The 12,585-nt window shown below is 63.9% G+C and carries 12 protein-coding genes; 3 read left to right on the forward strand and 9 right to left on the reverse strand.

The features are described 5' to 3' along the window. Positions 1–10: 10 nt before the first annotated feature. The 5 genes from trpD to rpe all read right to left on the reverse strand — a co-directional run bounded on the left by trpD (position 11) and on the right by rpe (position 4,973). Entirely contained in the window at positions 11–1,042 is a 1,032-nt protein-coding gene (gene trpD, locus AWB66_RS27110) for an anthranilate phosphoribosyltransferase (protein ID WP_087633178.1), read from the reverse strand. A gap of 11 nt (positions 1,043–1,053) precedes the next feature. Then, positions 1,054–1,641, reverse strand: coding sequence for an aminodeoxychorismate/anthranilate synthase component II (locus AWB66_RS27115; RefSeq protein ID WP_087633165.1), 588 nt, complete (start codon positions 1,639–1,641; stop codon positions 1,054–1,056). Between the two features lie 14 nt (positions 1,642–1,655). After that, positions 1,656–3,152, reverse strand: a complete 1,497-nt coding sequence (gene trpE, locus AWB66_RS27120) for an anthranilate synthase component I (RefSeq protein ID WP_087633166.1) — start codon at positions 3,150–3,152, stop codon at positions 1,656–1,658. Between the two features lie 394 nt (positions 3,153–3,546). Further along, on the reverse strand, positions 3,547–4,287 hold the full coding sequence (locus tag AWB66_RS27125; RefSeq protein WP_087633167.1) for a phosphoglycolate phosphatase: 741 nt from the start codon (positions 4,285–4,287) through the stop codon (positions 3,547–3,549). Then, positions 4,284–4,973, reverse strand: coding sequence for a ribulose-phosphate 3-epimerase (gene rpe / locus AWB66_RS27130; RefSeq protein ID WP_087633168.1), 690 nt, complete (start codon positions 4,971–4,973; stop codon positions 4,284–4,286). The genes AWB66_RS27125 and rpe overlap by 4 nt, the downstream gene beginning before the upstream one ends. A 212-nt stretch (positions 4,974–5,185) precedes the next feature. On the opposite strand from rpe, the gene apaG reads away from it, so the two are divergent. Further along, positions 5,186–5,560, forward strand: a complete 375-nt coding sequence (gene apaG, locus AWB66_RS27135) for a Co2+/Mg2+ efflux protein ApaG (protein ID WP_087633169.1) — start codon at positions 5,186–5,188, stop codon at positions 5,558–5,560. Between the two features lie 71 nt (positions 5,561–5,631). Then, positions 5,632–6,888 (forward strand): murein transglycosylase A, encoded by a 1,257-nt coding sequence (mltA, locus tag AWB66_RS27140; protein WP_200819074.1) that lies wholly within the window; start codon positions 5,632–5,634, stop codon positions 6,886–6,888. 62 nt (positions 6,889–6,950) lie between these two features. Here the strand turns inward: mltA and paaK are convergent, their stop codons facing one another. From paaK to paaN, 4 genes are all read right to left on the reverse strand, one after another. After that, positions 6,951–8,252 (reverse strand): phenylacetate--CoA ligase PaaK, encoded by a 1,302-nt coding sequence (gene paaK / locus AWB66_RS27145; RefSeq protein WP_087633171.1) that lies wholly within the window; start codon positions 8,250–8,252, stop codon positions 6,951–6,953. A 71-nt stretch (positions 8,253–8,323) separates the two neighbouring features. Beyond that, positions 8,324–8,710: a hydroxyphenylacetyl-CoA thioesterase PaaI gene (gene paaI / locus AWB66_RS27150; protein ID WP_200819075.1), complete on the reverse strand. Its 387-nt coding sequence runs from the start codon at positions 8,708–8,710 to the stop codon at positions 8,324–8,326. A 55-nt stretch (positions 8,711–8,765) separates the two neighbouring features. Continuing rightward, a complete protein-coding gene (gene paaG, locus AWB66_RS27155; protein WP_087633173.1) occupies positions 8,766–9,557 on the reverse strand; it encodes a 2-(1,2-epoxy-1,2-dihydrophenyl)acetyl-CoA isomerase PaaG in 792 nt (263 codons plus the stop codon). A 115-nt stretch (positions 9,558–9,672) separates the two neighbouring features. Continuing rightward, positions 9,673–11,382, reverse strand: a complete 1,710-nt coding sequence (paaN, locus tag AWB66_RS27160) for a phenylacetic acid degradation protein PaaN (RefSeq protein WP_087633174.1) — start codon at positions 11,380–11,382, stop codon at positions 9,673–9,675. 143 nt (positions 11,383–11,525) lie between these two features. On the opposite strand from paaN, the gene AWB66_RS27165 reads away from it, so the two are divergent. After that, a complete protein-coding gene (locus tag AWB66_RS27165) occupies positions 11,526–12,302 on the forward strand; it encodes an enoyl-CoA hydratase (protein ID WP_087633175.1) in 777 nt (258 codons plus the stop codon). Positions 12,303–12,585: the final 283 nt, after the last annotated feature.

A 12,585-nucleotide genomic window follows, 5' to 3' on the forward strand; every position in this document is an offset into this window, starting at 1 on the left:
GTTTATCCCGTTACTTTTTGAATTGCTGCGTGAAGCGCACGAGTTCGTCGACTTTCTCGCGCGCGGCGCCGCTCGCGATCGCCTCGCGCGCAACCTGCATGCCGTCGGCGATCGATTCCACGACGTTCGCCGAATAGAGCGCCGTGCCCGCGTTCAGCGTGACGATCTCGCGCGCGACGCCCGGCTTGTCGTTCAGCGCGCCGAGCAGCATCGTCTTCGATTCCTGCGCGTCTTCCACTTTCAGCGTGCGGTTCGACACCATCTGCAAGCCGAAGTCCTCCGGATGAATCTCGTACTCGCGCACTTCGCCGTCGCGCAACTCCCCGACCTTCGTCGCCGCGCCGAGCGACACTTCGTCCATGCCGTCCTTGCCGTAGACAACCAGCACGTGTTTCGCGCCGAGCCGCTGCATCACGCGCACCTGGATGCCGACGAGATCCTCGTGGAACACGCCCTGCAACTGGTTCGGCGCGCCGGCGGGATTGGTCAGCGGCCCGAGGATGTTGAAGATCGTCCGCACGCCGAGTTCGCGGCGCACCGGCGCGATGTTCTTCATCGCCGGATGATGGTTCGGCGCGAACATGAAGCCCATGTTCGTTTCGGCAATCGACGCGGCCACTTGTTCCGGGCTCAGGTCGATATTGACGCCGAGCGCTTCGAGCACGTCCGCGCTGCCCGACTTGCTCGACACGCCGCGGTTGCCGTGCTTCGCGACCTTAGCGCCAGCCGCCGCAGTGACGAACATCGTCGCGGTGGAGATGTTGAAGGTGTGCGAGCCGTCGCCGCCCGTGCCGACGATGTCGACGAAGTTCGAGTTGTCCTCGACTTCGACGTGATTCGCGAACTCGCGCATCACGGTGGCGGCGGCGGCGATTTCGCCGATCGTTTCCTTCTTCACGCGCAAGCCGGTGATGATCGCGGCGGCCATGACGGGCGACATCTCCCCGCGCATGATCATGCGCATCAGGTGCAGCATTTCGTCGTGGAAAATCTCGCGATGCTCGATCGTGCGTTGCAGCGCTTCTTGCGGAGTAATGGTCATGTTCGATTCGCTCATCGCGCGCGCTTGCCTTGCGCCGGGCTCTTCACGAAGTTTTCGAGCAGCGCGTGGCCGTGCTCGGACAGGATCGACTCGGGGTGGAACTGCACGCCTTCCACCGCCAGTTCCTTGTGGCGCACGCCCATGATCTCGCCGTCGGGCGTCCACGCCGACACTTCGAGGCAATCCGGCAGCGATTCGCGCTCGATCGCGAGCGAGTGATAGCGCGTCACCTTGAAATGCTTCGGCAGGTCGGCGAACACGCCCTTGCAGTCGGTTTCGATCTCGCTCACCTTGCCGTGCATGATGGTCTGCGCGCGCACGACGCGTCCGCCGAACACCTCGCCGATCGCCTGATGGCCGAGGCAGACGCCGAGAATCGGCAGCTTGCCGGAAAATTCGCGCAGCACGTCGAGCGTGATGCCGGCGTGTTGCGGATTGCTCGGCCCCGGCGACAGGCAGATGCGTTCCGGATCGAGCTTCGCGATGCCGTCGAGGGTGATTTCGTCGTTGCGGTAGGTCTGTACGTCTTCGCCGAGTTCGCCGAAGTACTGGACCAGGTTGTAGGTGAACGAGTCGTAGTTGTCGATCATCAAAAGCATGGTCGTTTCTCCGGTCAGAAGTCGCTGTCGAGGCCGTCCTGCACCTGCTCGGCGGCGCGCAGCACGGCGCGCGCCTTGTTTTCGGTCTCTTGCCATTCGGATTCGGGCACCGAATCGGCGACGACACCCGCCGCCGCCTGCACATACAGATTGCCCTTGTGGATGAGGCCGGTTCGGATCGCGATCGCCAGATCCATTTCGCCGCTGAACGACAGATAGCCGACGGCGCCGCCATACAGCCCGCGCTTGACCGGCTCCAGTTCGTCGATGAGTTCCATCGCCCGCACTTTCGGCGCGCCCGAGAGCGTGCCCGCGGGGAAGGTCGCGCGCAGCACGTCGTAGTTCGTCATGCCGGGCTTGAGCTTGCCTTCGACCGAACTGACGATGTGCTGAACGTGCGAATATTTTTCGATCACCATTTTGTCCGTCACCGCGACGGAACCCGTCTGCGCGATGCGGCCGACGTCGTTGCGCGCGAGGTCGATCAGCATGACGTGTTCGGCGACTTCCTTCGGATCGTTCAGCAGTTCGGTCGCGAGTTCGGCGTCGCGCTCGGGCGTATTGCCGCGCGAACGCGTGCCCGCGAGCGGACGGATCGTGACGATCTGATCGTCGGCGCGCTTTTCCTGGCGCACGAGAATTTCCGGCGACGCCCCCACGACGTGAAACTCGCCGCCGAAGTTGTAGTAGTACATGTACGGCGACGGATTCAGCGAGCGCAGCGCGCGATAGAGCGAGAGCGGATTATCGCGAAACGGCTTGATAAGCCGCTGTCCGACCTGCACCTGCATCAGTTCGCCAGCGGCGATGTATTCCTTCGCGCGGCGCACGGCGTTCAGATAATCCTCTTTCGCGAACTCGCGATACGTTTCCGTGCGCACGCTCGCCGACGTCACCGGCGGCTGCACCGTCGTCCTGAGCCGCGCGCGCAACTCGCGCAGACGCTGCTTCGCTTTCGGGTAGGCCTCGGGCACGGCGGGATCGGCGTAGACGATCAGGTAGAGCTTGCCCGCGAGGTTGTCGATGACGGCGACTTCTTCCGTTAGCAGCAATTGGATATCGGGCAGGCCGAGGTCGTCGGGCGGCGCGCTGTTCGCGAGCTTCTTCTCGATGTAGCGCACCGCGTCATAGCCGAAATAACCCGCGAGACCGCCGCAAAAACGCGGCAAACCGGGACGTTGCGCCACTTTGAAGCGCTTCTGGAATTGCTCGATGAACGCGAGCGGGTCGCCTTCGTCGGTCTCGATCACTTTGCCGTCGCGCACCACTTCCGACACGCCGTTGCCCGCGCGGACCATCGTGCGCGCTGGCAGGCCGATGAACGAGTAGCGCCCGAAGCGCTCGCCGCCCACCACCGATTCCAGCAGGAACGAGTTGGCGCCGCTGCGTTCGGCCTGCGCGAGCTTGAGGTAGAGGGAGAGCGGCGTTTCGAGGTCGGCGAGCGCTTCGGCGATGAGCGGAATGCGGTTGAAACCTTCGTTCGCCAGCGATTGGAATTCGAGTTCGGTCATTTTGCGATCCTTGTCGTGTCGCGCTTTCTGGAGTTATACGCGGCATCGGGCACAAACTGGGGCGCTGCGGGAGGATTTTCCGCGCGTCGTCGAACTCGCTGCCGCCCCATGCGCCGGCGTTCGCCCGGGTAGCGCAGCGCGTCGACGAGCGGCGCGCCTGACACGAGGCGTTCGACAAACGAATGATGCGACTTGGGGCAGTCCTCGATCAAACTCGAGGCACGGCAATTCAGCGGGATCGGCGCGCGGAATGCGCAGCGAAACAAAAAACGGATGCTGAAGTGAAAGCTTCAGCGTACCTCAGGCGAGGTCAGCGCGACCAGCGACGCCAGGGCCAGGCTCCCCGGTCGATGCTGCTCAGACTCCGTTTTTTGTTCAGAAACATGAGGGTGGACTATTCAGTCGGTGTGGGTGCGGACGGCGCCAGGGTGGCGGCGATCGCCTGCGCTGCGGCATGCAGCGTGGAAACTATACCATCGGATTTTACTGTTTGCACAGCCTTGCCGTGGTTGTAGCCGTAGGGCACGGTGAGCGTTGCCATGCCGGCCGCGCGGCCCGCGAGCGCGTCGTTCTCCGAATCACCGACCGCGACCGTTTCGCGCGGCAGCACGTCGAGCCGCTCGCACGCGGTGAGCATCGGCAGCGGGTCGGGCTTCTTCTGCGCGAGCGAGTCGCCGCCGAGCACCACCTTGAAATAGCCGACGAGCCCGAAGTGCGTCAGCAATTCGACCGCGAAGCGGTGCGGCTTGTTGGTCACGCAAGCGAGCGCGATGCCGAGCTCGCGCATCGCTTCGAGGCCTTCCTTGACCTGCGGGAAGAGCGTCGAATGGCGGCCGTTGATCTTCGCGTATTCGCTCTGATAGATGGCGATCGCGTCGTCGAATTGCGCGGCTGCCTGCGACGGCGAGAAGCGCACCGCGAGCACGCTGCGGATGAGGTTTTCCGAACCCTTGCCGACATAGCCGACGACTTCCTCGCGCTTCGTGTGCGGCGCGCCGATGCGGTCGAGCATCGCGTTCAGGGCCGCGACGAAGTCGTCGGCGGTGTCGACCATCGTGCCGTCGAGATCGATGATCGCGGCGCGAATCGGCTTGTTGGTGAACGCGGGCACAGCGGCTGTGGCGATGTCGCTCATTGTTTTACTCCTGCTTTCGCGAGTTCTGCCCGCATTTCGTCGATCACTTTCCGGTAGTCGCCCTTGCCGAAGATCGCCGAGCCTGCGACGAACGTGTCGGCGCCTGCCGCCGCGATGTCGGCGATGTTGTCGACCTTCACGCCACCGTCGATTTCCAGATGAATCTCGCGGCCGGTGCGCTCGCGGTACGCGTCGATGCGCGCGCGCGCTTCGCGCAGCTTGACGAGCGCCTCGGGGATGAACGACTGCCCGCCGAAGCCCGGATTCACCGACATGATGAGCACCAGATCCAGGCGATCCATCACGTGATCGAGATAATTGAGCGACGTGGCCGGGTTGAAGACGAGGCCGGCCTTGCAGCCGTGATCGCGGATCAGCGAAAGTGAACGGTCGATGTGATCCGAACCTTCCGGGTGAAAACTGATCACATTGGCTCCGGCTTTCGCGAAGTCCGGAATGATCCGGTCCACCGGGCGCACCATCAGATGCACGTCGATCGGCACGTCGACATGCGGGCGGATCGCCTCGCATATCAGCGGCCCGATCGTCAGGTTCGGCACGTAATGGTTATCCATCACGTCGAAGTGGATCCAGTCGGCGCCCGCCGCGACGACATTGCGGACTTCCTCGCCGAGCCTGGCGAAGTCGGCGGAGAGGATGCTCGGGGCGATGCGAAATTGCGTCATGGCATGGGCCGGTGGCAAGCTAAAAGGCGTCATTTTACCGCGACACCGCGTGTTGGGCGCCTGTCCGATCGGCCATGGCGGCGGTAAATCTGGCGGCCGCTGCGTGTTGCGGCCACAGGCGGCATCAAGCAGAATGCGTCACCAAGCGGTGCAAGCTGTGTTTTCGCCGTCCCGCGCCGGGCGCCCGTATCGAATCTCGAATTGGAAAAACGATGGCCCAGTATGAATTCAGCGTGTCCGTCGCGACGCGCTATCTGCCCGAACAATCCGATCCGGACAGCCACCAGTACGCTTTCGCCTACACGCTGACGATCCGCAACACGGGCGAAGTGACGGCGCAATTGATCGCGCGTCACTGGATCATCACCGATAGCGACGACCGCGTGCAGGAAGTGAAGGGGCTCGGCGTGGTCGGGCATCAGCCGCTGTTGCCGCCCGGCGAGCAGTTCGAGTACACGAGCTGGGCAGTGATCGCGACGCCCGTCGGCACGATGCGCGGCGAGTATTTCTGCGTGGCGGAAGATGGCGAGCGCTTCGAGGCGCCGGTCGCGGAATTCGCGCTGCACATGCCTCGCACGCTGCACTAGAACTGAATCAGCGGTTATTCGCCGAATCGTTCGCCCGGTTTTTCTTCTTGCCCGACGCCGTCCACGCGACGATAAAGATCAGCAGGAACAGCGCTGCGAGCGACTCGAGCGCAAAAATCAGCATTGGATATTCGTCGAACAGATCAGACATGGCGGTTCCCATCAAGAACGAACATTGTATGCGTTTCATGCGGCCGGACACCGGCGTGACGGTCCGGGCGGCTTCGTGGGTGGCTTCGATAGCAGCGGCGGTGATGCTCGCGTCGTGCGGCGGCGGCGGAGCGATCAAGACGGGTAAAGGCGTGTCGCCGACAGGCACGCCGATCGTGACGGGGCAGCGCGCGGCGTCGCGCCTGACCGCGGTGAGCTGGCAGCAGGTGCCCGGCTGGCAGGACGATTCGCTGATCGGCGCGACGGCCGCGCTGCGCCAGAACTGCAACCGTCTCGCTCAGCAGGCGTCGTGGCGTAAGGCGTGCGCGGCGGCCCAGCGGCTCGACGACCTCGACATGTCGGCCGCCCGCGACTTCTTCGAAACCTATTTCACGCCCTTCCAGTTGGCGAACACGGACGGAACGCTCGACGGTCTCGTGACCGGATACTACGAGCCGCTCCTGCGCGGCGCGCGCACGCGTCGCGGGCCGTACCAATACGCGCTGTATCGCTGGCCGTATCGCTACAAGCCCGGCGCGCAGCTTCCGGCGCGCGCGCAGCTCGAAGCGTCGGGCGTGCTGAACGGCAATGAACTCGTCTGGGTCGACGACCCGATCGAGGCGTTCTTCCTGCAGGTGCAGGGCTCGGGACGCGTGGTGATGGAAGACGGCAGCGTGATGCGCGTCGGCTTCGGCGGGACGAACAATCAGCCATACCGGTCGATCGGTCGCGAGTTGCTCGATCGCCGCGAGCTGACGCCCGCGCAGGCGACGATGCAAGGCATCAAGGCGTGGGCGAAGGCAAATCCGGCGCGAGTCGATGCGCTGCTCGACGTCAACCCGCGCTTCGTGTTCTTCCGCGAGATGCCGTCGAACGACGCGCTCGCGGCGCAGACGGGCGACGGGCCGGTCGGCGCGCTCGGCGTGCCGCTCACGCCCGAACGTTCGATCGCGGTCGATCCTTCGGCCATCCCGCTCGGCACGCCGGTCTTCCTTCAGACGACGCGGCCGCTCAGCAATTCGCCGATGAATCGCCTCGTGTTCGCGCAGGACACGGGCAGCGCGATCAAGGGCGGCGTGCGTGCCGACTACTTCTGGGGACTCGGCGACGACGCCGGCGATCTCGCCGGGAGAATGAAGCAAGGCGGCCGGATGTGGCTTTTGTTGCCTAATTCCTAAAGCGCACGCAATTCCTGAAGCGCTCGTGGCCGATCAGCGCCGCGAGCGCAGAGCCTTGACACTCAAACGACGTTCCGGCGATCCACTACGCGCCGCGCCTTGCCGACCGACCGTTCGATTCCGTTCAGCCCCAGCACGTTCACGATCGCGGTGACGCCGATCAGCGCCTTGATGTCGTAGGCGAGCGCGACCTTCGCGCTATCGAGCGCGGCGTGATCGGGCGCCGATTCCGGACACGGCTCGACATTGAGCGTCATCACGTCGAGCGGACCCTCCCTCGTCAGGATGATCTGGTAGTGCGGTGCGAGTGCGGCGCGCTTCAACAGCAACTCTTCGATCTGCGTCGGGAAGACGTTCACGCCGCGGATGATCATCATGTCGTCGGAGCGGCCGGTGATCTTTTCCATGCGACGCATCGTGCGCGCGGTGCCGGGCAACAGGCGCGTGAGATCGCGCGTGCGATAGCGGATGATCGGCAGCGCTTCCTTGGTCAGCGAAGTGAACACGAGTTCGCCGAATTCGCCATCGGGCAGCACTTCGCCCGTCTCCGGATCGATGATCTCGGGATAGAAGTGGTCCTCCCAGATTGTCGGGCCGTCCTGCGTTTCCGCGCATTCCGACGCGACGCCCGGACCCATCACTTCGGATAGACCATAGATGTCGACCGCGCGGATGCCCATGCGTTTCTGGATCGCCGAACGCATGTCGTTGGTCCACGGTTCCGCGCCGAAGATGCCGATGCGCAGCGACGAGTTCGCCGGATCGATGCCCTGGCGTTCCATTTCGTCCGCGATCGACAGCATGTAGCTCGGCGTGACCATGATGATGTCCGGCCGGAAATCCTGGATCAGTTGAACCTGCTTCTCGGTCTGCCCGCCGCCAAACGGGATCACGGTCAGGCCGGCCCGCTCCGCGCCGTAGTGCGCGCCGAGACCGCCGGTAAAGAGGCCATAGCCGTAGCTCACGTGCACTTTGTCGCCGCGCCGGGCGCCGGCCGCGCGGATCGAGCGGGCAACGAGATTCGCCCAGGTGTCGATGTCTTTTGCCGTGTAGCCGACGACGGTCGGCTTGCCCGTCGTTCCCGACGACGCGTGGATGCGCGAAACCTGCTCCTGCGGCACGGCGAACATGCCGAACGGATAGTTGTCGCGCAGGTCCTTCTTCGTGGTGAACGGGAAGCGCGCCAGATCGGCGAGCGATTTCACGTCGTCCGGATGCACGCCTGCTTCGTCGAACTTGCGCCGGTACACGGGCGAATTCTCATAGGCATGCTTGAGGGACCATTTCAGGCGGTCGAGTTGCAGCGCGGCGAGTTCGTCGCGGCTCGCCTTTTCAATAGGCTCGAGCGGCAGCGGGGTGGTCATCGGGTGTCTCCTTCATGTCGATGTGTATCACGGTCGGTCTTTCGGCGGCGTCGCGCGGGAGGATGGCGCGTTCAGACTGGAATTACGGTGCCCTTGATCTGCGCAGACTTGCCGCGGAACATCGCAACGGTTTCGCCTTCGCGGTTCGTCACGCGAATGTCGTAGATTCCGGTGCGACCGTTGAGCGTTTGCTCGACGCCTTCTGCCGTCAGGCGGTCGCCGCCCTTGACGGCCCGCAGGAATTCGATCGAGCAGCCGGCCGCGACCGTGCTGATGTTGTACGAATTGCAGGCGAACGCGAACGTCGAATCCGCGAGGGTGAAGATGAGGCCGCCGTGACAGATGTCGTGGCCGTTCAGGAAGTCCGGGCGCACATTCATTTGCAGGCGCGCGTAGCCCGGACGTACTTCGAGAATCTCGATGCCGAGTGCGCGGGTGCACGCGTCGGCTTCGTACATGGATTGGGCGGTTGCTTCGGCGAGTTGTTGCGGCGTCACAGGTATCTCCCGGAATTCACAGACCTTCGAAGCGCGGAGCGCGCTTTTCCTTGAATGCAGCGACGCCCTCGGCATAGTCGTGCGACGCGCCGAGGTCGCGCTGCCAGTCGCGTTCGAGATCGAGTTGCTGGTCGAGCGTGTTGTTCGCGCTCGCGCGGATTGCACGCTTGATCGCCGCGACCGCGCTTGCCGGCTGCTGGGCGAGTTGCGCCGCGAGTTGCCCGGCGGCGGCCTGCAGTTCCTGATCGTCCACCACTTTCCAGACGATGCCCCAGGCCTCGGCCTTTTCCGCGCCGAGCTTCTCGCCGGTGAGCGCGAGCCCGAGCGCGCGCGCCTCGCCGACGCGTCGCGGCAGTAACCAGGTGCCGCCCGAATCCGGCACGAGGCCGATCTTCACGAAGGCCTGAATGAAGCTCGCCGAGCGCGCAGCGATCACCAGGTCGCACGCCATCGCGAGGTTTGCTCCTGCGCCGGCCGCCGTACCGTTGACCGCGGCGATGATGGGCAGCGACATGGCTTGCAGACGGCGCACGAGCGGATTGAAGTACTCGTCGATCAGGTCGCCGAGGTCGGTCATGGAATTCTGCGTGAAGTCGAGATCCGCGAGATCCTGACCGGCACAAAAGCCGCGTCCCGCGCCGGTGATGACGAGCGCGCGAGCGTTGCTCGCCTCGATTTCCGTGAGCGCGTGGCTCAGTTCCGCGTGCATCGCCCGGGTGAAGCTGTTCAGCTTGTCCGGGCGGTTGAGCGTGAGCGTGGCGACGCGCGAATCGCCGTCGATGTGATGCAGAATCGATTTTTCGGACATGGTGTCTCCTCCAGGCTCCGCACCCAACATGCCAGTTCCAGCGCCGATACTAGCCGCCGGCACGGGCATTTTCCATTCGGCCGAACGGCGTAGGCCATCGGCACTGCATTTCGGCTTACGCCTTCTGGCCGACTTCCGCGGGCGCGGCTTTCGGTGCAACATGCACTCGACTCTGAACGACCCGGAAGCGGTTTGCGACGAACGCGGCGTCCGCGAGCGCGGCGTTCGCTGCGGGGTTCGCGCCCGTGCCGTGGAAGTCCGAGAACGCAGCCGACTGGTTGACGAAGACACCGCCCGTCAGGTTGATCGACAGCGCGACGCCGCCCTCAATGGCGGCTTCCTGCGCGGCATCGATGGTCGCGTCGTCCGTGCTGTAGACGGAAAGCGTGAGCGCGCCGTGCTCGGCCGCGATGGAACCCGCCAGTTCGAGCGATTGCGCCGTGGAATCCGTCGCGATCACGAACGAGATCGGTCCGAACCATTCCTTGGTGAACTGAGCGGCGTCGGTGCGGGCGTCGAGCGTCAGCATCAGCGGGGAGCGGACGCGGGCGTCGGGGAAAGCGGGATGCGCGAGCGACTGGCTGTCGGTCAGCACGACGCCCAGCTTGCGCGCTTCCTCGATGCGCTGGACCACACCGTCGTTCTGGATCGCGCCCGTAAGTTCGACGGCGCGAGCCGGATCGGAGACGAGTTTTTCGACTGCGCCCGCGAGCGATTTCGCGACGTCGTCGAAGGAAAGCGTGCCTTCGTTCGTGCGAATGCCGTCGCGCGGCACATAGATGTTTTGCGGCGCCGTGCACATCTGGCCTGAGTAAAGAGCCAGCGAGAACGCGATATTGCGTGCGACCGCCTTCATGTCGTCGACGGAATCGATCACGATCTGATTGACGCCGGCCTTTTCGGTGTAAACCTGCGCCTGATGCGCGTTGCGCTCGAGCCAGGTGCCGTTTTGCGTGCTGCCAGTGAAGTCGATCAACTTGATCTGCGGGCGCACGGCGAGGTCCTGCACGAGCGAACCGTCGTTCGGTTCGGTCGCGAGGAGGGTCACGACGTTCGGATCGAAGCCGGCTTCGCGCAGCACCTCGCGGGCAATGCGCACCGTGACGGCGAGCGGCAGAATCGCGCCCGGGTGCGGCTTGACGATCACCGCGTTGCCCGTCGCGAGATCGGCAAAGAGGCCCGGATAGCCGTTCCAGGTCGGGAAGGTGCAGCAGCCGAGCACGAGGCCGGTGCCGCGCGGAACGATATTGAAGCGCTTTTGCATCGCGAGCGGCGGGTTCTTGCCCTGCGGCTTCTCCCAATGTGCTTCTGCGGGAATGCGGCGAAGCTGATCCCACGCGTAGACGACAGCTTCGAGCGCGCGGTCCTGCGCGTGCGGGCCGCCCGCCTGGAACGCCATCATGAAGGCTTGGCCGGTCGTATGCATCACGCTGTAACCGATTTCGAAGCTCGCGCGGTTCAGGCGCGACAGGATTTCGAGGCTCACGCCGACCCACGCTTGCGGACCCGCTGCGCGCCAGTCCTTCTGCGCGATGGCGGAAGCAGCGAGGAGCGCGTCGGGATCGGCCTTCGGGTAGCGGATATCGAGCGCAATGCCGAACGGCGACCGCTCGCTGCCTACCGTGTCGCCTGTGGACGGCTGGTCGAGTTCGAAGGTGCGGCTCAGGTGGCTTTTGAACGCTGCCTCGCCATCCGCGTTAGCGGTTTCCCCGTACACTTTGGGGCTCGGCATCTCGGCGAACGGGCTCCAGTAGCCGCGCGTTTCGATGGCTGCGAGCGCCTTGTCGAGCGTCGCCTGGTGCTTCGTGAATAGCGGATGTGTCATGGTGGCAGGGGGATAGAAAAACGTGGATGGCGGCAAGTCGATTAATTAACCGACCGGTTGGTTTGCCAATGTTAGCATTATTGAGATGCACGCGAAAAGCGTTTTCGCGACTGACCGAACATGGACACTGATAGGAGGAATGGATGGCTTACGAGAATATCTTGACCGAGACGCGGGGACGGGTTGGCGTCATCACCCTCAACCGGCCGAAGGCGCTCAATGCACTGAACGACGCCTTGATGGACGAACTCGGCGCCGCGCTGAAGCAGTTCGACACGGACGACGACATCGGCGCGATCGTCCTGACCGGTAGCGAGAAGGCGTTTGCCGCCGGCGCGGACATCGGCATGATGGCCAGCTATTCCTATATGGACGTCTACAAGGGCGACTACATCACGCGCAACTGGGAGGCCATCCGCTCGATTCGCAAGCCGATCGTCGCCGCCGTGTCGGGCTTTGCGCTGGGCGGCGGATGTGAACTCGCGATGATGTGCGACATCGTCATCGCCGCTGACACCGCGAAGTTCGGACAGCCGGAGATCAAGCTGGGCGTCATTCCGGGCGCTGGCGGCACGCAGCGGTTGCCGCGGGCGGTATCGAAGGCCAAGGCGATGGACTTGTGCCTGACCGCGCGCTTTATGGATGCCGACGAGGCTGAGCGGGCGGGTCTCGTGTCGCGCGTCGTGGCGGCGGATCGTTGTCTCGAGGAGGCCGTCGATGCTGCGACGGTTATCGCAAGCTTCTCGTTGCCCGCGGTGATGATGGCAAAGGAATCGGTCAATCGCGCTTATGAAACGACACTTGCAGAGGGCGTCCATTTTGAACGCCGCCTGTTCCATTCCCTGTTCGCGACCGACGATCAAAAGGAAGGAATGGCTGCGTTCGTCGAGAAGCGTAAGCCGGTATTCAATCATCGCTAAAATTCTTTGAGAAAGCGCTTGCGCAACGCGCGGGTGGGCACTAGAATTCCGTTCCTTCGCTGCTCGATGAGTGGCGAAGGAAGCGGGAAGTGAGTGCGGCACGCGAGCCGCAAAGCCTTGTGGGACGGGGCGATGCGGCGAAGTTAGCGGATTCGGTAGTGAAAAAAATCTGTTGACGAAAAGCGAAACGTTGTTCATAATCTCGTTTCTCTGCTGCTGATGCAGCGACGCAGAACGGAAGGGGTGGCGGCGGTAGTTAAGCGGCTGAACTTCAAAGGCGACT

It is taken from the genome of Caballeronia telluris, assembly GCF_001544495.1.
Lineage (GTDB): Bacteria > Pseudomonadota > Gammaproteobacteria > Burkholderiales > Burkholderiaceae > Caballeronia > Caballeronia telluris.